Genomic DNA, 19,422 nt, shown 5'->3' on the forward strand with positions numbered 1-19,422 from the left:
CTAAAAATTTGCTATTTAAGTAAGTCTGCACTTATAACCATTCTTTGTACTTCACTTGTTCCTTCGTATATTTCAGTTATTTTTGCATCTCTCATCATTCTTTCTATATCATATTCACGAGTGTATCCGTATCCTCCGTGAAGTTGAACTGCTTTAGTTGTAACTTCCATCGCTACTTCAGATGCATAAAGTTTTGCCATAGCAGCATCTACACTATATGGTTTACCTGCATCTTTTTTGCTTGCAGCCTTATATACTAAAAGTCTTGCAGCTTCTATTTTAGTTTTCATATTAGCAAGTTCAAATTGAGTATTTTGAAATGCCGATAAGCTTCTACCAAATTGCTTTCTTTCTTTTACATAATCAACTGTAACATCTAATGCACCTTGTGCAATTCCTAATGCCTGTGCAGCTATTCCTATACGACCACCATCTAGTGTCTTCATAGCTATTTTAAATCCTTGTCCAACTTTACCTAATAAGTTTTCTTTAGGTATTACACAGTTTTCAAATATAAGTTCACAAGTTGCAGAACCTCTTATACCAAGTTTTTTCTCTTTTTTACCTATTGTAAATCCTTCTGTTCCTTTTTCAACTATGAAAGCTGATATTCCACGAGTTCCTTTTGATTTATCAGTCATAGCCATAACTATATATATATCAGCAGGACCTGCATTAGTTATAAATATCTTAGTTCCATTTAATATATAATTATCTCCATCTAAAACTGCAGTAGTTTGTTGAGCTGATGCATCTGTACCTGCATTAGGTTCAGTTAAACCAAAAGCACCTAATTTTTCACCTTTTGCAAGTGGTACTAAAAACTTTTGCTTTTGTTCTTCTGTACCAAATTCATATATTGGATTAGCACCTAATGAAGTATGAGCAGATAATATTACCCCTGTAGTTCCACAAGCTTTTGAAAGTTCTTCAACAGCTAATGTGTATCCTAAATAATCTCCTCCTTCTCCACCATACTCTTTCGGAAAAGGTATTCCTAACATTCCACATTCAGCCATCTTATCAACTGTTGCATATGGGAATTTTTCTTCTTCATCTATCTCATGAGCTATAGGAGCTACCTCATTTACTGTAAACTCTCTATACATTTGTTTTAATAATTCATATTTTTCCATAAATTTCTCCCCTCTTTTGAATACACTATTTTAGCATTTTTTTATTATTAAACTAGTACCTTGTCCACCACCTATACAAAGTGTAGCAAGTCCTAGGTTAGCATCTTCTCTTTTTTGCATTTCATGTATTAAAGAAACTAATATTCTACATCCACTAGCTCCTACTGGATGCCCAAGTGCTATTGCACCACCATTTACATTTACTTTTTCCATATCAAAGTCTAATCCTTTTGATACTGATAAAGCTTGTACTGCAAAAGCTTCATTTGCTTCTATTAAATCTATATCATCTAGGTTTAAGTTTGCTTTTTGAAGAGCTTTTTCTGTTGATGGAACTGGACCATAACCCATTATAGATGGATCAACCCCTGCTGAAGCATAAGAAACTATACTTGCTAATGGTTTTAATCCTAATTCATCACACTTTTCTCTACTCATAAGTATAACCATAGCACTACCATCATTTATTCCTGATGCATTTCCTGCACTAACAGTTCCATCTTTTTTAAATGCTGGTCTTAATTTAGATAATCTTTCTATAGTAGTGTTATGCTTTGGATGCTCATCAGTATCAAATACAATAGGATCACCTTTTCTTTGTGGTATTAAAACTTCAACTATTTCATCCTTAAATCTATTGTTTAATTGAGCCTGTTTAGCTTTTTCCTGACTTAAAAGAGCAAATTTATCTTGTTCTTCTCTAGTTATACCAAACTTTTCTGCTAAATTTTCTGCAGTTATCCCCATGTGGTAATTATTAAAGGCATCTGTTAAGCCATCATTTACTAAAGAGTCAACTATTTTATTATCCCCTAGTCCATATCCATATCTACCTCTATTTAATAAATATGGTGCATTACTCATACTTTCACATCCACCAGCAAGTACTACATCACAATCTCCAAGAGCTATAAACTGTGCTGCCATACTAACTGCTCTAAGGCCAGAACCACAAACTTTATTTATAGCAAGTGCTGGAGTTTCTACTGGGACATTAGCTTTTATAGCAACTTGTCTTGCTACATTTTGTCCAAGGCCTGCACTTAATACATTTCCTATTAACACCTCATCTATTATTTCAGGATTTATATTAGCTCTTTTTATTGCTTCTTTAGCCGCTATACTTCCTAATTCTACAGAACTTACATCTTTAAGTGCCCCACCTAAAGATCCTATAGGAGTTCTAACTGCTGATACTATAACAACTTCTCTCATATTCTTCCTCCCTTGACAATATAAAATTTTTTTTGTTTATTTAAAGAATTTTATAATTAATTATTGATAATCATAAAATCCTTTTTTAACTTTTCTTCCTAACATGCCACCCCTAACCATTTTTTTAAGAAGTGGATGTGGTCTATATTTTGAATCCCCAAATTCACTATATAGTACTTCCATTATATTTAGACATACGTCTAGGCCTATAAGATCACCTAATGCTAATGGTCCTATTGGATGATTTGCTCCTAATTTCATTGCATTATCTATATCTTCTGCACTTGCAATGCCTTCTGCAAATATTCCTATTGCTTCATTTATCATAGGTACTAGAATTCTATTAACTACAAATCCTGGTGCTTCAGATACACTTACAGGAGTTTTATTTAATTGTTTACATAATTCAAATATTGTATTGTGGGTTTCTTTTGATGTTAGCATACCGTCTATTACTTCTATTAATTTCATAACTGGTGCTGGGTTAAAAAAGTGCATTCCTATTACTTTTTCAGGTCTATTGGTACTTATTGATAGGTCTGTTATCGACAATGATGATGTATTTGTTGCAAATATTGTTTCTTCTTTACATATTTCATCTAGTTCTTTAAGTAATTGTTTTTTGATTTGTATATTTTCAACTATAGCCTCTATTACTAAATCACAATCTTTTGCTTCTTCTAATTCTATAGTTGAGTTAAGTCTGTTTAGTATTTCATTTTTTTCTTCTTCTTTTATCTTCTCTTTTGCTACTTTTCTTTCTAAACTTTTTGTTATTAACTTAATCCCTTTTTCTATACTGTCATTGTTTAAATCTCTAAGTATTACTTGATGTCCATTAGATATAAGTACTTCTGCAATACCACTTCCCATAGTACCGCTTCCTATTACCATTATTTTCATGATATTTCCCCCTATAATGAACTGCTTACTTTTTTATCACAATGTATATTAAATTTTGGATCTCTTTTTTCTAAAAAGGCACTCATACCTTCTTCTTGGTCATAACTTGCAAAACATAGCCCAAATAGATAGCTTTCTAGATTTATAGCATTATCTATATCTATTTCATACCCTTTATTTATAGCATTTTTAGCATATCTTACGGCAAGTTGACCTTTAGATGCAATAAGCTTTGCCATATCTATACATTCTTCTAGTAAAGTTTCATGCGATGTAACTTTATTTACTAGATTTATGTTTAGTGCATCTTCTGCTTTTATTATTTGGGCACTGTATATAAGTTCTTTAGCTTTCCCTATTCCAACTATTCTAGATAACCTTTGAGTTCCCCCAAATCCAGGTAATATACCAAGATTGACTTCTACTTGTCCAAATTTTGCTTTTGTGCTTGCTATTCTAATATCACAACTCATAGCAATCTCTAATCCTCCACCTAGGCAAAATCCATTTATCCCCGCTATTATAGGCTTCTCGCAGTTTTCTATTTTTCTAAACAAGTCATTTCCAGTTTTTGAAAATCTTCTCGCTTCTTCAAAATTCATATCTTTCATAGCTTCTATATCTGCCCCTGCTACGAAAGCTCTTCCTTGACCTGTTATTATACCTACATAAATTTCCTCATCTTTTTTGATGATATCAATAGCCATATCTAATTCTTTTAATACTTCTTCATTTAAAGAATTCAAATATTCTTCCCTAGCTATATTAATTATGTATATATTCCCCTCTTTAGTGCAAATTAAATTTTTAAACATATTTTTTCCATCCTTATATCCTATTTACTAATAGTAACACAGATGTCCTATTTTCTCTCTTAGCAATTTAGTAATTTAGTGATTTATAATTACAGCTTTGAACCAAATATTTCCTCATGTTCTTAATATTCTGCATTTATTTTCATATTCCTTCTTTTATTTTTATTTTTTTACATTTTTAATTTGTAGCTAAAATTTTAGGATAAATATTTTCTTATGTATTATATTCTGTATTTATTTCTATATTCCTTCTTTTATTTTTATTTTTTTACATTTTCTTTTTGTAATATATAATATTCTACTTTATTCTTCATATTACCTCTTTATATTTTACATTTTTTGTATATTATTTTTTTTATATATAAGTCAGTATTACATATACTTATAATTATTAATAAGCATCATTTGTTATTAATTAAAAATTTTTATCCTAATATTTATTAATAAATTTTATATATATTATTTTTTATATATAAATATTCTTCGCTTTCTCTTATACTCCTTCTTTTTTATAAAAATTTGTCATATAAAGTTTGAAAATAGACTTTTTTTGAAAATTTTCTATAAATAAGAAAGAGGCTAATCTTTAATTAAGATAGCCTCTTTCTTATTTATAGTATACCTTTTTCTATTTCTTCTTTAACTTTTCCCATTTCTTCAGGAGGTAATTTTTCTATAGTTATACCAGTAGCTGCGTATATTAAAGATATTATAGGATTTATTAAGTTTAAAAATGCAAATGGTAAATAAGCAAATGGGTGAATTCCTAAAGTTACCCACATATAAGCCCCACATGTATTCCATGGGATAAGTGGTGATGTTAGTGTTCCACTATCTTCTAGTGCCCTTGATAAATTTTTTGGATGATATCCTCTTTTTCTAAATTCATTTTTATACATTCTTCCTGGTAAAACTATTGATAGATATTGGTCTCCAGTCGCTAAATTTACTCCTATACAAGATACTATAGTAGCTAAAACTAATCCAAAAGAACCTTTTGCAAATCTCAAAAGTGCACTTGATAGTGCCTCTAGCATTCCCGTTTTTTCAAGTAATCCTCCTAAACTAAGTGCACATAATATAAGTGAAACTGTCCACATCATAGAATCAAGACCACCACGACTTAATAGTGCATCAACATCAGCTACTCCTGTTTCTGATACATATCCATAATGAGCAGCTCCTACTATATCAGTTAAATTAGATCCTTGACAGAAATATGCAAATATTCCACCTAGTAGTGTTCCTATTAATAATCCTGGTATCGCTGGTACTTTACATATGACAAGTATTATTACTAAAATAGGTGGGATAAATAGTATCGGTGATAAAGTATTATATGAATCACTAAGTGTACTTCTTATAAGTTCAATATTTGCCATATCAAGTTCTTTGCCTGCATATTTCATACCTATTATTCCATAAAGTATAAGTGCTATTATAAGTGCTGGTCCAGTAGTGTATATCATATGTTTTATATGTTCAAATAGCTCTGATCCTGCCATTGCTGGTGCTAAGTTTGTAGTATCCGAAAGTGGTGACATTTTATCTCCAAAGTATGCCCCAGATATTATAGCTCCTGCTACAAGTGGAGCTGGCATTCCAAGGCCTTGCCCGATACCAATAAGTGCAATACCAACAGTTCCTGCTGTAGTCCAAGATGATCCAGTAGCAAGTGATACTATTGCACATATTATTGTAGTTGCTGGTAGGAATATTGCTGGTGATAATATTTCAAGCCCCCAATAAATCATTGATGGTACTGTTCCACTTAGTATCCATGTTCCTATAAGTGTACCTACTATCATAAGTATAAGTATCGCCTGCATTGCCATCTTTATAGTTTCAAGTATTGTTACTTCTAACTCTTTCCAGCTAAACCCTAGCCTAAATATTCCAACACAACCTACCACAAGTGAACCTATTATAAGTGGTATATGTGGATCCGCATCGAGTTTTATCAGTGAATATGCTAATACTATAACTAAAAGTATTAATGGTATTATAGATTCTATAAGAGTTGCCTTTCTCTGGGTTTTTGGTTTTGCTTTCAAAATATTCCCCCCTTATTTTTATATTTTATTAATCTATATTAAATTTTCTGAAAATTATACCAATTCTTTAGTTATTTTTAATATATTCATGTATAATAAACTCTATAAATTCTATATTTATAACTTTTATAATATTTAACTTAATAATTCATATTTTTATCTATTTCCTTTGTTTATCTTTAGGAACTACACAAGTTCCAGTAGCTTTACATACAACTATAGGTCTTAGTAATACCTCTCCTGCTGAATCGCTTATATCTGATGCTGATTGTATAACCTTTCTCGCTTCAAAATTCATTTTTCTAGATGTGGTTCCAAAAGATATTAATTCTCCACTAACCTCAATATAGTCTCCTGCATATACAGGTGCTAAAAACTCTATATTGTCATAAGATCTAAATAAGCCTTCATCTCCATCATGCTTTATAAGTATTTCTGTGGCCGCATCTTTAAATAATTTAAGTATCTTTGAACTATCTACTACATTTTTGCCATAGTTAGCATCATTTGTCCCTATCCTAACTCTTATTAAAGACTTCATTTACTTGTCCCCTTCCTTAATTTAATTTTTAACCTTTACTAAATACTATGAAATAGACTTAGATATATATTACATAAACAACTATATATTAATTTGTAAAAAATACTACTTTTGTAACATGTAAAAAAGCACTAAAAATCATAATTATAATTTTTAGTGCTTTTTTACATGTTGATTAACTTATTATTAGTGTCTTATTTTTTATATTCATTATCAGTTTTAGTTTCTTTTTCTGTAGAAATCATTTGCACATAAACTTTAACTCCATCTTCTTTAGTTCTAGCTTTAAACCAGTTTTCTATAGTAGGTATACTTTTGCTTAAGGTTTCATCATTTGTATATAGTATAAGTACCGGTACTTCTTTTGAACTATTAGTATCACTAGTTACATATCCTAAATATACTTCTTTTATCTGAGGATAAATAACTTTTATTTCTTTTGATATTTCTTGCACATTTGTATCTTCTTTTATATCACCTGTCTTATTAGATACATTATTATCCTTTATAAATATATTACTTTGATTTTTTATATCAGATATATACTTTTCTATATCAGATATGCTTCCTTCATCTTGTTTTATTATTAAATCCATATCTTTAAATCCATAATTATGTAAATTATTTTCTAAAATTTTAAATTCATTTCTTGATATTTTTTCTCCAATTAATGCTAAAGTTATAGTGTTATTTTTTGTATTTATGTTTTTTTCTATTACATATTGATCTTTTAATTCTGTATTAATAAAAGCATCTAAATTACTTTCATCTATTGTTTCTTGTATCATATTAAGTGCAGAAAATACGCTAGGTATCATAACTATTACAGCTGTAATTAATATAATTCTTTTTACCTTATGTTGTTTTTCATCATCTAAATTAGTTCTAGCTGGTAAATTTAATGCTTTTGTAACTATAAAAGTTGACGTTATTATAAAAAAGCAATTAATAAAAAATAAATATCCTGCACCAAGAAATATATGATAATTTTTAGTAGCAAGTCCATATCCTGCTGTACAAAGTGGTGGCATAAGTGCAGTAGCTATAGCAACTCCCGGTATTACGTTACTAATTTTATTACGAGTTAGTCCAACCATTCCTGCTATACCACCAACAAAAGCTATTATAACGTCCCATATAGTTGGACTAGTCCTTGCTAATATTTCACTACCTGCTGTTGTTATTGGTGTTATTGAAAAATAAAATGTAGATGTTATTATACTTATAAAAACTGATATTGTTAATATTTTAAAAGCTTCTTTTAATAACTTTAAATTATAAGTACCTACACCATAGCCTATACCTATAATAGAACCCATAAGTGGTGATATAAGCATAGCACCTATTATTACTGCAGTAGAGTTCATATTAAGTCCAACAGATGCTATTATTATTGCACATATTAGTATTATAAAGTTTGCACCGTGTACATTCATTCCTTCTAATATGTTTTCATGTATCTCCTCATTGGTGGCTTGGTTTCTAGTAAATTCATATATAAAATTTTCTTTACTAAATTTCATAAATTTCCTCCTGAGCTATATAATGTCCTATTTAATATATTTAAATTTACTATATTATGGTACAATTTGCAAGTAATTAGATTTCTAATCTATATTATATATATTATTTATAATTTTATTGCCTTCGTAGCTATATAAGTATCTATATATTTTCCTAATATATCATCTTCTATCTTATCTTCATAAAATCCACCTATTACAAAACCTGCTTCAATTTGACCTCCTATTTGACTATAAAGTGTATGCCCAAACTCTAAAGGTTCTTTATTTTTTATAAATTCTTCTAGTTTTTCTTTTGGCAGTTGCTTTATATCTGAATAAGGTATAGTGTTTGCTACTGCTAAATTACCTTTTTCCCATTCATATAAATCGAATATATATACTATAGGATTTGTAAATCCAGCTATTAGCACACCACCCTTTTTAAGTACTCTGTAGCACTCTTTCCAAGTCTTTTCTATATTGTCTATAAATGTGTTTGATACTGGATGAAATATAAAATCAAAGCTTTCATCCTCAAATCTTGATAAATCTCTCATATCACCTTGTTCTAAATCTATTTTAAGATTATCTCTTTTGCTTACAAGCTCATCTTTTAATAGCTGTTCTTTGCTATTATCAAATACGGTTACATTTGACCCTAGTGCAGAAAAAATTGGTCCTTGTTGTCCTCCACCACATGCTAGGCAAAGTACCTTTTTATCCTTTATGTTCCCTATCCACTCTTTAGGTACTAATTTTGTTGGTGTTAATAATAGTTTATATTCTCCATTTCTTGCTTTATCTACATCTTCACTACTTACAGGCATTGTCCACTTATTTCCTTTTTTAACCTCATTATCCCAAGCATTACTATTATATTTTAATATATCCATATATCTCCCTCCTCTATTATAATTACTAACAATTCCTATAATTTTTCTCATAAAATTTTTTAAATTTATACAATTAAATATAAATACCATATTTTAACTAAAAAAGGATATCTCTTTTAATTCTTAAAACTTTTAGAGATATCCTTCGTCTACTAAATATATTTATCCAAATAAACTAAGAAGTATTCCTGCCGCTACTGCTGAACCTATAACTCCAGCAACATTTGGTCCCATCGCATACATAAGTATGAAATTGCCTGGATTTTCTTCTTGTGCTACTTTATGAGCAACCCTTGCAGCCATAGGAACTGCTGATACTCCTGCGGCTCCTATAAGTGGATTTACTTTATCTTTGCTAAATTTATTCATTAATTTTGCAAATAATACACCTGATCCAGTTCCTATACTAAATGCTATTATACCAAGTACAAATATTTTTATAGTTTGCATGCTTAAAAATATTTCTGCCTCTGCTGATGCTCCAACTGCTAATCCTAAAAATATAGTTATCATATTCATTAAAGCATTACTTGCAGTATCTGATAATCTATCTGTAACCATACACTCTTTAAGTAAATTTCCAAACATAAGAAGTCCTATCAATGTAGCTGCTGATGGCAATAATAGTGATACTACTATTGTTACTGCTATTGGAAATATTATTTTTGTTTTTTTAGACACCAACTTTGATTGTGTCATAACTATACTTCTTTCTTCTTTAGTTGTTAAAGCTTTCATAATAGGTGGTTGAATAATTGGTACTAGTGCCATATAAGAATATGCAGCAACTGCTATAGGTGCTAATAAGTGAGGTGCTAACTTTGTCGTTAAGTATATTGCAGTAGGTCCATCAGCTCCACCAATTATTCCTATTGATGATGCTTCAAGGCCAGTAAACCCTAAAAGTAATGCTCCTATAAATGTAAAGAATATCCCAAATTGAGCTGATGCTCCTAGTAGCATGGTTTTAGGATTTGCTATTAATGGCCCAAAGTCTGTGCATGCTCCTACACCTAGAAATATTAGTGGTGGAAATATTCCAAGCTTTGCACCTTGATATAAATAATGTAAAAGTCCTCCTGGTGATTTAGTATTTATAGTTCCATTTATAGCTTCATTTGTTAATTCTAAATTACTAATTGATGATATTGGCCCATTCATAACACCTGCCAACGGAAGGTTTGTAAGTAACATACCAAAAGCTATGGGTACTAATAATAATGGTTCAAATTCTTTTGCTATTGCTAAATATAATAAAATACAAGCAATAAAAATCATAATTATTTGTTGCCATGATATATTAACAATCCCCATAGATGAAATAAAATTATTTATAACTTCTATCACGGGTAAGTCCCCCTTTTTCTATTATAGGAAATTGTAATTTTCCCTATTCTGATAAGTTTGATTTTACGTACTATAAAAACTCTCCTCTATCTTAATCTTTTGCTCAAATTATATGTAATATAAAGTATTTGTAGTTTTATTATAATCTAAAGTACTATTTTATAGATAAAAGTATATCTCCAACACTTACAGATGCTCCTTTTGAAACATTAACAGATGTAACTGTTCCGTCAGAATCTGCCATTATTTCATTTTCCATTTTCATAGCTTCAAGTATTAATAAAACTTGACCTTTTTTTACACTATCTCCTTCTTTGACTTTAACATCGCATATAGTTCCTGGCATTGGAGCATTTACTTGACCAGAACTATTTGAGGCTTTAGGTGATGATTGAGCTTTATTTTGTACTTTAGATGCTTTATCTATTTGGTGTGTACTTTGTGCTTGTGGTACTTTTGAAATATGACTCGCTACGCTACTTAGTTCTTCTACTTCTACTTCATATGTATTTCCATTAACTGTTATATTATATTTTTTTATCATTATTAAACTCCCCCTGCTACTTTATTTAGTAGTACTTTTAGTCATTCTTTCCCAATTTGTTTTTGAGTTATTAGTTCTAGATATTTTTCTTACTATTATATTATTTGTACTATTTCTAGTTGAAGCTGCTATTGCTGCAGTTATTACGGATACTAATTCTTCTATACTTTCATCTTTTTTAAATTCATTACTTTCTGTCATAGTTTCTTTCTCAGTACTATCCTTAAGCTTAGCTTGTGATTTTTCACTTTGAAGTAACTTTATTATAGCTGTTATAACTAATAAAATTATAAAAACTACACTCATAGACAGTAATGCTACACTAACACCTGCTAATAATGTTTCTCCTATTGGTAATGTTATTGTAGGATCTTTTAAACTTTCTAATAATTGACTAATATTCATATATTACCACCTTCCTATAAAGGTATATTTCCATGTTTTTTAGGCGGTCTTTCTTCTCTTTTAGATGATAATGTATCAAGTGCATCAGCTATTCTTACTCTTGAGTATGCAGGTTCTATTACATCATCTAAATATCCTCTTTCCGCTGCTTTGTATGGAGTTGCAAACTCATCACTATATTCATTTATCTTAACTTCTCTCATTTCTTTAGGATTTTGGGCATTTTTTATATCATTTTTAAATATTATATTTGCTGCACCACTTGGTCCCATAACTGCAACTTCAGCACTTGGCCAAGCAAGTACCATATCTGCTCCCAGATCTTTTGAACACATAGCAAGATATGAACCACCATAAGCTTTTCTAGTTATTAAAGTTATTTTTGGTACTGTAGCTTCACTATATGCATAAAGCATTTTTGCACCATGTCTTATTATCCCTCCATACTCTTGAGATGTTCCTGGTAAAAATCCTGGTACATCTACTAATGTAATTATCGGAATATTAAAAGCATCGCAAGTTCTTATAAACCTTGCACTTTTATCTGATGCATTTATATCAAGTGATCCTGCCATAATTTTAGGTTGATTTGCAATTATACCAATACTTTCTCCGTTTACTCTTGCAAATCCAGTTATCATATTTTGTGCAAAATATGGTTGGACTTCATAGAAATCACACTCATCTACTATTTCATATATTATTTCTTTCATATCATATGGCTTATTGGCATCATCTGGAATTATGCTGTTTAATATATCATTTTTTCTATTGGCATCATCTATTGTATCTATTATTGGAGCTTTCTCTGAGTTGTTTGATGGTAAAAAACTAAGCAGTTTTCTTATTTGTTGTATACAGTCCTCATCGTTATTTGCTATAAAGTGAGCTACTCCAGAAGTAGTATTATGAGTAGATGCTCCACCTAAACTTTCAGCACTAACTTCTTCACCTGTTACTGTTTTTATAACCTGTGGCCCTGTTATAAACATTTGACTAGTTTTATCTACCATATATATAAAATCTGTCAGTGCCGGTGAATATACTGCACCTCCTGCACAAGGACCCATAATTGCAGATATTTGTGGTACTACCCCCGATGCTATTGTGTTTTTATAAAATATCTCTCCGTATCCAGCTAATGCATCAACGCCTTCTTGTATTCTAGCTCCTCCTGAATCGTTAAGCCCTACTACTGGAGCTCCAACCTTAAGTGCCATATCCATAACTTTGCCTATTTTTTTAGCATGCATCTCACCTAAAGACCCACCAAGTACTGTAAAATCTTGTGCAAATGCACAAACTAATCTTCCCTCAACTTTACCATATCCGCATATTACACCTTCACCTGGCACTTCTTGTTTTTCCATACCAAAATTTGAACATCTATGTTTTACAAATGCATCTAATTCAACAAAAGTATTTTCATCAAATAATAAATTTAATCTTTCTCTTGCAGTTAATTTTCCTGATGCATGTTGTTTATCTATTCTCTTTTGCCCACCTCCTAGTTCTATCTTACTTCTTTTTTCATAAAGTAGATTTAACTTTTCTTGTGACACAAAACCACCCCCAAAACTTTAGTTAATGTATTAAATGGTAAAGCAAATTTTATTTTCTTTCGCTTAGCTCAAGTAACACTCCATCAGTTCCTTTTGGATGACAGAAAGCTATTTTTGCATTTCCTGCTCCATATCTCGGTACTTCATCTATCATTTTATACCCTTTAGCTTTAACTTCTTCTATTGCTTTTTCTATATTATCTACTCTTATTGCTACGTGTTGTATTCCACCACGTCCATTATTTTTAGCTATAAATTTAGCTATAGGTCCATCTTCAGTAGTTGATTCTAGTAATTCAAGTTCAGTATCTCCAACTGGTAAAAATGCTACTCTGACTTTTTGTTCATTTACAATTTCTGTACCTTCACAATTTATTCCTAATACATCTTCATAAAATTTTAAACTTTCTTCTAAGTTATTTACAGCTATCCCCACATGGTCTACTTTTAATATTTCCATAGTTTCCTCCTAATCATTAATTATCTTTTCAACTAATATATCGCTAAGCGAATATATATCTATTTCCTTAGTTATAGTTTTATCTAAAAGCTCATTGACTTCGTTTGTATATTCTAGTTCTTTAACGAGCTTTGAAATCTTTCTTTGTACTAATTCTTTTACTTCTAATTTGTTTCGCTCAAATCTTTTTTTAGTTAGTTCCCCACTACTTTCTAAATAGTTTTTATGCTTTATTATATTTTTAAAAGTAGTATCTATACCTTCTCCAGTTTCTGCTACACATAAGTTTACCGGTGGTCTAAATTTCCAATCTTTTTTAAAATCAAGCATCATTTCTATTTCTAAAGCTGTTTTTTTCGCTCCATCCTTATCAGCCTTATTTATAACAAATACATCTCCAATTTCCATAACACCAGCTTTTATTGCTTGTATATCGTCTCCAAGACCTGGAACCATAATCATAAGTGTAGTGTCAGAATTTTTTACTATATCGATTTCTGATTGCCCAACTCCTACAGTTTCTATAAATATAAAGTCACACCCATAAGCATCAAGTATTTTTACAGCAGATTGTGTTGCATTTGATAGACCACCTAGGCTACCCCTTGTCCCCATAGACCTTATAAATACACCTTTGTCTAAACTTAAATCATTCATTCTTATTCTATCTCCAAGTATTGCTCCTTTTGTAAAAGGGCTTGTTGGGTCTATTGCAATTATACCGACTTTGTTTCCTCTACTTCTTATGTGTTTTACTAACTTATCTGTCATTGTAGATTTTCCTGCACCGGGAGGGCCTGTTATTCCCACTATATAGGCCCTTCCAGTATATTTATATATTTCTTTTAAGTACTTTTCATATCCATTTATTTCATTTTCTACAATAGTAATAAGCCTAGCACAATCCCTTTTTTTACCTTCTATAACTTTTTTTACTATATCACTCATAATTTCACCTTTATTATAATTCTCTTTTGAGATTTTCTTTTATAAACTCTATAGTAACTGTTGTTGGAGTTCCTGGTGTAAAAATTTGTGCTATACCTTTTTCTTTTAAAAAAGGTATATCTTCTTCTGGAATAACGCCTCCACCTATTACCAAAATATCGTCTGCCTCTTCAGATCTTAATAATTCTACGACCTTTGGTAATAAATGATTATGTGCACCAGATAGTATGCTCATAGCCACAACATCTACATCTTCCTGGATTGCAGCTTGAACTATTTGATATGGAGTTTGACGAAGGCCTGTGTATATAACTTCCATCCCTGCATCTCTTAGTGCTCTAGCTATTACTTTAGCTCCCCTGTCATGTCCATCTAAGCCTGGTTTTGCAACTAATACTCTTATTGGTCTCATTTGTATTCCTCCTTAAATCACTATATCATTACCGTTTGTTTATATTCACCAAATTCAGCTCTCATAACTTTGCATATTTCCCCTAATGTGGCATAACTTTCTACTGCATCTAGTATATATGGCATTATATTTTCATTGGAGTTACAAGCTTTTCTTAAAGCTTCTAAGTTTTTTTGTACTTTTTCATTATCTCTACTCTCTTTTAATTTTCTTATCTTTTCTTTTTGTCTTTCACCAACCATAGGATCAACCTTGAGAAGTCCCTTTGGAGCTTCTTCTTCTATCTGGAATTTATTTACTCCAACTATTATTCTTTCATTATTTTCTATTTCTTTTTGATATCTATATGCACTATCCATTATTTCTTGTTGAATAAATCCTTTTTCTATGGCTTGTGGTGCTCCTCCTAAGTTGTCTATTTTATTTATTAATTCTAAAGCCTTTTGTTCTATATTATTAGTTAAGCTTTCTACATAATAAGAACCAGCTAGTGGGTCTATGCTATCTGCTACTCCACTTTCATTTGCCACTATTTGTTGCGTTCTAAGTGCTACTCTTACTGAATCTTCTGTTGGTAGAGCTAATGCCTCATCTTTTGAATTAGTATGAAGTGATTGTGTTCCTCCAAGAACTGCTGCTAATGTTTGAATTGCTACTCTTACTATATTATTTTCTGGTTGTTGTGCAGTTAGTGTACAACCTGCCGTTTGGGTGTGAAATTTAAGCGACCATGATTTTGGATTTTGTGCATTAAATCTTTCTTTCATTATTTTTGCCCATAATCTCCTTGCTGCCCTAAACTTTGCAACCTCTTCTAATAAATTATTATGTGCATTAAAGAAAAATGATAATCTTGGCGCAAAATCATCAACATTAAGTCCTGCTTCTATAGCAGAATTAACATAAGCTATACCATCAGCTAAAGTAAATGCTACTTCCTGAACTGCATTTGCTCCAGCTTCTCTTATATGATACCCTGATATACTTATAGTGTTCCATTTTGGTACCTCTTTTGAACAATACTCAAATATATCAGTTATTAGCCTCATAGAAGGCTTTACAGGGAATATATAAGTTCCTCTTGCTACATATTCTTTTAATATGTCGTTTTGAATAGTTCCTCTTAACTTATCAGCACTTACACCTTGCTTTTTGGCTACTGCTATATACATTGCAAGAAGAACTGATGCTGGTGCATTTATAGTCATCGATGTTGATACTTTATCTAGTGGTATTGAGTCAAATAATATTTCCATATCAGCTAATGAATCTATACAAACTCCAACTTTGCCTACTTCACCTTCAGATATATCATCATCTGAGTCATATCCCATTTGAGTTGGTAAATCAAATGCTACTGAAAGTCCCATAGAACCTTGTTCTATTAAATATTTGTATCTTTTGTTTGATTCTTCAGCAGTTGCAAATCCAGCATACATTCTCATAGTCCAAAACTTACTTCTATACATTGTAGGTTGAACACCTCTTGTAAATGGATATTGCCCTGGATAACCTAAATCTTTTTCATAGTCCATATTTACATCAATTGGTGTATATAGTCTTTTTACTTCTTCTCCTGTATCAAATGTAAATATTTCTTTTCTTTCTGAAAATTTACTTAAACTCTTATTAACCTTATTTTCTTCCCATTTTTTTAAGTTTACTTGTATCTCATCTTTGTTATTTGTCATAAGCTTCCCCCCTATACCTAATTAATAAAATTAAAATATTTTAATATTTTATTAAACTTTTAATTTATTTTGATAGTGAAATTCCTCTTTCAAAAGCTTTTTCATTTAATTCTTCTGTTCCTTTTGGAACTCTACTTAACATAGATTTTTTTACTTGTTCTGTATCTATTTCTGGTATCATATTGCATATTACTCCAAGTGCTACCATATTAGCTACCATTTCTTTTTTTAATTCATACTTGCTTGTATATATAATAGGTAATTTTAATACCTTAATTTTATCATCATTAATTATATCTTTCTCATCAATAGAAGAATCTAAAATTATAATTCCATTATTTTTTACTGTGTGATAATATTCATCAAATGCCTTTTGTGTTAAACATAATAGCATGTCAGCTTTTCTTACCTTTGGAAAATTTATCTCTTCATCACTTACTATTACTTCAGCCTTACTAGCTCCCCCTCTAGCTTCAGGCCCATATGATTGGGTTTGTACTGCATTTAGATTTGAAAGTATAGAGCCTTCTGCAAGTATAACACCTGCTAGAATAAGTCCTTGACCACCAGAACCACTAAGCCTAACTTCTTTTCTCATAATATAATCTCCTTATACTTACTTGAATTTATTTAAAATTTTTTCATATTCCTCAGTATACTCTGGCATAACACTATCTTTAAATACTCCATAAAATGATTTATTCTCTAATTTTTCTTTGGGTAATTTATCTTTAATAGATACATCTAAATAATTTTCTTTTAATAAATTCATTAAGGATACTGCTGACCCTTTCTTATTTTTTCTTCCATAGTATGTTGGACACAAACTCATTCCTTCTATTAAAGAAAATCCTTTATGATTTATTCCTTTTTTAATATAATCTATCATTTGCTTTGCATGATATGCTGTAGCCCTTGCAACAAATGTAGCTCCTGCTCCTATTGCTAGCTCACATATATCAAAAGGTCTGTCAATATTTCCATATGGTGCTGTTGTGGATAAATCATTAGTGTTAGTAGTTGGAGAGTATTGACCGCCTGTCATTCCGTATATATTATTATTAAATACTATTGCTGTTATATCTATATTTCTTCTACAAGCATGTATTAAATGATTTCCTCCTATTGCACTACAGTCACCATCACCAGTTATAACTACAACATGCATATTAGGACTTGCAAATTTTACACCTGTTGCAAATGGCAATGCTCTACCGTGAGTAGTATGAAGTGTATTAAAGTTTAAATATCCAGATGCCCTTGATGAACATCCAATACCAGATACTATACAAACATTTTCCTTAATAAGACCTAACTCTTCTATAGCTACAGCTATAGATCTCATTAATATCCCATGACCACATCCAGGACACCATATATGTGGCAGTCTATCCATTCTAAAATTATTTTCTATGACTGTACTAGGCATCTTTTTACCTCCAATATTTTATCTACAATTTCTTCTGGAGTTATAATATCTCCATTATATTTGTTGATTCCATAAATATTACAGTCTTTTGAACTTACCCTTTCTACTTCTAACCTTATTTGTCCACTATTTAATTCAGGTACATATATATTTTGAACTTGCTTACTTATTTCTCTCATCTTTTCTTCAGGAAATGGCCATACCGTCTTTATACTTAAAAGTCCAGCTTTTATGCCTTCTTCTCTTAGTATATTTACTGCATCTTTGCTACATCTACTCATACATCCAAAAGTAACTATAAGTTCTTCACAATCTTTTGTTTTATATTCCTCATATATTAATATGTCATCTAAGTTACATTCTATCTTTCTTATAAGTCTATCCATTAATATTTTTGTTTTCTCTATGCTGTTAGTTGGAAACCCTACGTCATCATGCATAAGTCCTGTTACATGATATTTATAACCATCTGTAAAATTTGCCATAGGAGGTACCAAGCAATTTGAATCATAAGCCTTATAGTCTTTTTTAGATGCTGTAACTTTTATTCTATCTATCACTTCTAATTCATTTATTTCTGGTATTTCTACCTTTTCTCTCATATGTCCTATAACTTCATCTAAAAGTAATATAACTGGGGTACGGTATTTTTCTGAAAAGTTAAATGCTTTTACTGTCATATCAAATGTGTCTTTAACGCTTATTGGAGATAATACTATTATTGGATGGTCACCATGAGTTCCCCACTTAGCTTGCATTAAATCACCTTGCGCTGGAGATGTTGGAAGCCCTGTACTTGGACCACATCTTTGAACATCAACAATAACACATGGTACTTCAGCTAAACATGCATACCCTATATTTTCTTGCTTTAGAGAAAAACCTGGTCCACTAGTAGCTGTCATTGATTTTAGTCCTGCAATTGATCCTCCTATAGTTGCAGCCATAGATGCTATTTCATCTTCCATTTGAATAAACTTACCTCCTACTCTTGGAAGCATAAACGATGAAATTTCTGCTATTTCAGTAGATGGTGTTATAGGGTACCCTGCAAAAAATTTCATACCTGCATAAAGTGCCCCATGTACACAAGCTTCATTTCCTTGTAATAACTTTACTTTCCTAGACATATTCTCACCTCTTTAATCCTCAGAAGTTTGTGCTATATATATAGCATAATCTGGGCATCTAAGTTCACATAATCCACAAAAAATACAATCTTTTTCTTTTTGTATTTGTACCTTACTATTTTCTAGTTTTAATACATCTTTCGGACAAAATTCCACACAGATTCCACAACTTTTGCACCACTTTTCGTTTAGCATAAGTTTCTTACCAGGCAATATTCTCCCTCCCCTTATAGTCTTAATGTTTGAAGATATTAAATATATATTTCTAATTATCTTTTATAGTTTCTAATATTTTTAACTCTCACTCTATTCCTATATATTCTTTTGGATTGCTGTATATTCTTTTATCTCGAATAAATATGAAGTAATTCAAAAGAATACCATCTTAACTTTTACTAAAATAATAATACATAATATAAGGTAAAAATTTTA

The 19,422-nt window shown here is 30.6% G+C and carries 20 protein-coding genes; all 20 read right to left on the reverse strand.

Features of this window, described 5'->3' with window-relative positions; translation table 11 throughout:
* Positions 1-11 precede the first annotated feature (11 nt).
* A complete protein-coding gene (locus tag ABCP60_RS04770) occupies positions 12-1,136 on the reverse strand; it encodes an acyl-CoA dehydrogenase (protein ID WP_092925689.1) in 1,125 nt (374 codons plus the stop codon).
* A 30-nt stretch (positions 1,137-1,166) separates the two neighbouring features.
* Positions 1,167-2,351: an acetyl-CoA C-acetyltransferase gene (locus tag ABCP60_RS04775; protein WP_092925687.1), complete on the reverse strand. Its 1,185-nt coding sequence runs from the start codon at positions 2,349-2,351 to the stop codon at positions 1,167-1,169.
* Positions 2,352-2,411: 60 nt separating this feature from the next.
* Positions 2,412-3,254 (reverse strand): 3-hydroxybutyryl-CoA dehydrogenase, encoded by an 843-nt coding sequence (locus tag ABCP60_RS04780; protein WP_092925685.1) that lies wholly within the window; start codon positions 3,252-3,254, stop codon positions 2,412-2,414.
* A gap of 11 nt (positions 3,255-3,265) precedes the next feature.
* Complete coding sequence (locus ABCP60_RS04785; RefSeq protein ID WP_092925683.1) at positions 3,266-4,069, reverse strand: enoyl-CoA hydratase-related protein; 804 nt, start codon at positions 4,067-4,069, stop codon at positions 3,266-3,268.
* 611 nt (positions 4,070-4,680) lie between these two features.
* On the reverse strand, positions 4,681-6,123 hold the full coding sequence (nhaC, locus tag ABCP60_RS04790; RefSeq protein WP_092925681.1) for a Na+/H+ antiporter NhaC: 1,443 nt from the start codon (positions 6,121-6,123) through the stop codon (positions 4,681-4,683).
* Between the two features lie 160 nt (positions 6,124-6,283).
* Positions 6,284-6,664, reverse strand: a complete 381-nt coding sequence (locus tag ABCP60_RS04795; protein ID WP_092925679.1) for a hotdog domain-containing protein — start codon at positions 6,662-6,664, stop codon at positions 6,284-6,286.
* A gap of 194 nt (positions 6,665-6,858) precedes the next feature.
* Positions 6,859-8,187, reverse strand: coding sequence for a DUF389 domain-containing protein (locus ABCP60_RS04800; RefSeq protein WP_166505480.1), 1,329 nt, complete (start codon positions 8,185-8,187; stop codon positions 6,859-6,861).
* A gap of 107 nt (positions 8,188-8,294) precedes the next feature.
* Positions 8,295-9,062: a class I SAM-dependent methyltransferase gene (locus ABCP60_RS04805; RefSeq protein ID WP_343101342.1), complete on the reverse strand. Its 768-nt coding sequence runs from the start codon at positions 9,060-9,062 to the stop codon at positions 8,295-8,297.
* A gap of 162 nt (positions 9,063-9,224) precedes the next feature.
* Positions 9,225-10,376 (reverse strand): sodium ion-translocating decarboxylase subunit beta, encoded by a 1,152-nt coding sequence (locus tag ABCP60_RS04810; protein ID WP_243248222.1) that lies wholly within the window; start codon positions 10,374-10,376, stop codon positions 9,225-9,227.
* Positions 10,377-10,563: 187 nt separating this feature from the next.
* Complete coding sequence (locus ABCP60_RS04815; RefSeq protein WP_207733558.1) at positions 10,564-10,953, reverse strand: biotin/lipoyl-containing protein; 390 nt, start codon at positions 10,951-10,953, stop codon at positions 10,564-10,566.
* Positions 10,954-10,974: 21 nt separating this feature from the next.
* The gene (locus ABCP60_RS04820) at positions 10,975-11,358 is read right to left on the reverse strand and encodes an OadG family protein (protein WP_092925671.1); all 384 of its coding nucleotides are present in this window, start codon (positions 11,356-11,358) and stop codon (positions 10,975-10,977) included.
* Positions 11,359-11,372: 14 nt separating this feature from the next.
* Complete coding sequence (locus tag ABCP60_RS04825) at positions 11,373-12,920, reverse strand: carboxyl transferase domain-containing protein (RefSeq protein WP_195581130.1); 1,548 nt, start codon at positions 12,918-12,920, stop codon at positions 11,373-11,375.
* A gap of 49 nt (positions 12,921-12,969) precedes the next feature.
* Complete coding sequence (gene mce, locus ABCP60_RS04830; RefSeq protein ID WP_092925667.1) at positions 12,970-13,380, reverse strand: methylmalonyl-CoA epimerase; 411 nt, start codon at positions 13,378-13,380, stop codon at positions 12,970-12,972.
* Between the two features lie 9 nt (positions 13,381-13,389).
* Positions 13,390-14,328: a methylmalonyl Co-A mutase-associated GTPase MeaB gene (gene meaB / locus ABCP60_RS04835; protein ID WP_092925665.1), complete on the reverse strand. Its 939-nt coding sequence runs from the start codon at positions 14,326-14,328 to the stop codon at positions 13,390-13,392.
* Positions 14,329-14,341: 13 nt separating this feature from the next.
* The gene (locus ABCP60_RS04840) at positions 14,342-14,740 is read right to left on the reverse strand and encodes a cobalamin B12-binding domain-containing protein (protein ID WP_092925663.1); all 399 of its coding nucleotides are present in this window, start codon (positions 14,738-14,740) and stop codon (positions 14,342-14,344) included.
* A gap of 20 nt (positions 14,741-14,760) precedes the next feature.
* The gene (locus ABCP60_RS04845) at positions 14,761-16,431 is read right to left on the reverse strand and encodes a methylmalonyl-CoA mutase family protein (protein WP_343101343.1); all 1,671 of its coding nucleotides are present in this window, start codon (positions 16,429-16,431) and stop codon (positions 14,761-14,763) included.
* Between the two features lie 64 nt (positions 16,432-16,495).
* A complete protein-coding gene (locus ABCP60_RS04850; protein WP_092925659.1) occupies positions 16,496-17,029 on the reverse strand; it encodes a 2-oxoacid:acceptor oxidoreductase family protein in 534 nt (177 codons plus the stop codon).
* Between the two features lie 18 nt (positions 17,030-17,047).
* Positions 17,048-17,860 carry a 2-oxoacid:ferredoxin oxidoreductase subunit beta gene (locus ABCP60_RS04855; RefSeq protein WP_092925657.1) on the reverse strand — a complete coding sequence of 271 codons (813 nt, stop codon included), beginning with the start codon at positions 17,858-17,860 and terminating at the stop codon, positions 17,048-17,050.
* Positions 17,842-18,990 carry a 2-oxoacid:acceptor oxidoreductase subunit alpha gene (locus ABCP60_RS04860; protein ID WP_166505489.1) on the reverse strand — a complete coding sequence of 383 codons (1,149 nt, stop codon included), beginning with the start codon at positions 18,988-18,990 and terminating at the stop codon, positions 17,842-17,844. Before ABCP60_RS04860 ends, ABCP60_RS04855 begins: the two co-directional genes overlap by 19 nt.
* A gap of 12 nt (positions 18,991-19,002) precedes the next feature.
* Entirely contained in the window at positions 19,003-19,203 is a 201-nt protein-coding gene (locus tag ABCP60_RS04865) for a 4Fe-4S binding protein (RefSeq protein ID WP_343101344.1), read from the reverse strand.
* Positions 19,204-19,422 lie beyond the last annotated feature (219 nt).

It is taken from the genome of Romboutsia sp. MSSM.1001216sp_RTP31141st1_G3_RTP31141_220114 (assembly GCF_039031195.1).
Classification (GTDB): domain Bacteria; phylum Bacillota; class Clostridia; order Peptostreptococcales; family Peptostreptococcaceae; genus Romboutsia_C; species Romboutsia_C hominis.

Excerpts from the sequence above, each read along its gene's own strand:
- ABCP60_RS04770 (WP_092925689.1), bottom strand. The coding sequence starts at position 1,136 with ATGGAAAAATATGAATTATTAAAACAAATGTATAGAGAGTTTACAGTA.
- ABCP60_RS04775 (WP_092925687.1), bottom strand. The coding sequence starts at position 2,351 with ATGAGAGAAGTTGTTATAGTATCAGCAGTTAGAACTCCTATAGGATCT.
- ABCP60_RS04780 (WP_092925685.1), bottom strand. The coding sequence starts at position 3,254 with ATGAAAATAATGGTAATAGGAAGCGGTACTATGGGAAGTGGTATTGCA.
- ABCP60_RS04785 (WP_092925683.1), bottom strand. The coding sequence starts at position 4,069 with ATGTTTAAAAATTTAATTTGCACTAAAGAGGGGAATATATACATAATT.
- ABCP60_RS04795 (WP_092925679.1), bottom strand. The coding sequence starts at position 6,664 with ATGAAGTCTTTAATAAGAGTTAGGATAGGGACAAATGATGCTAACTAT.
- ABCP60_RS04800 (WP_166505480.1), bottom strand. The coding sequence starts at position 8,187 with ATGAAATTTAGTAAAGAAAATTTTATATATGAATTTACTAGAAACCAA.
- ABCP60_RS04805 (WP_343101342.1), bottom strand. The coding sequence starts at position 9,062 with ATGGATATATTAAAATATAATAGTAATGCTTGGGATAATGAGGTTAAA.
- ABCP60_RS04810 (WP_243248222.1), bottom strand. The coding sequence starts at position 10,376 with ATGGGGATTGTTAATATATCATGGCAACAAATAATTATGATTTTTATT.
- ABCP60_RS04815 (WP_207733558.1), bottom strand. The coding sequence starts at position 10,953 with ATGATAAAAAAATATAATATAACAGTTAATGGAAATACATATGAAGTA.
- ABCP60_RS04820 (WP_092925671.1), bottom strand. The coding sequence starts at position 11,358 with ATGAATATTAGTCAATTATTAGAAAGTTTAAAAGATCCTACAATAACA.
- mce (WP_092925667.1), bottom strand. The coding sequence starts at position 13,380 with ATGGAAATATTAAAAGTAGACCATGTGGGGATAGCTGTAAATAACTTA.
- meaB (WP_092925665.1), bottom strand. The coding sequence starts at position 14,328 with ATGAGTGATATAGTAAAAAAAGTTATAGAAGGTAAAAAAAGGGATTGT.
- ABCP60_RS04840 (WP_092925663.1), bottom strand. The coding sequence starts at position 14,740 with ATGAGACCAATAAGAGTATTAGTTGCAAAACCAGGCTTAGATGGACAT.
- ABCP60_RS04845 (WP_343101343.1), bottom strand. The coding sequence starts at position 16,431 with ATGACAAATAACAAAGATGAGATACAAGTAAACTTAAAAAAATGGGAA.
- ABCP60_RS04850 (WP_092925659.1), bottom strand. The coding sequence starts at position 17,029 with ATGAGAAAAGAAGTTAGGCTTAGTGGTTCTGGTGGTCAAGGACTTATT.
- ABCP60_RS04855 (WP_092925657.1), bottom strand. The coding sequence starts at position 17,860 with ATGCCTAGTACAGTCATAGAAAATAATTTTAGAATGGATAGACTGCCA.
- ABCP60_RS04860 (WP_166505489.1), bottom strand. The coding sequence starts at position 18,990 with ATGTCTAGGAAAGTAAAGTTATTACAAGGAAATGAAGCTTGTGTACAT.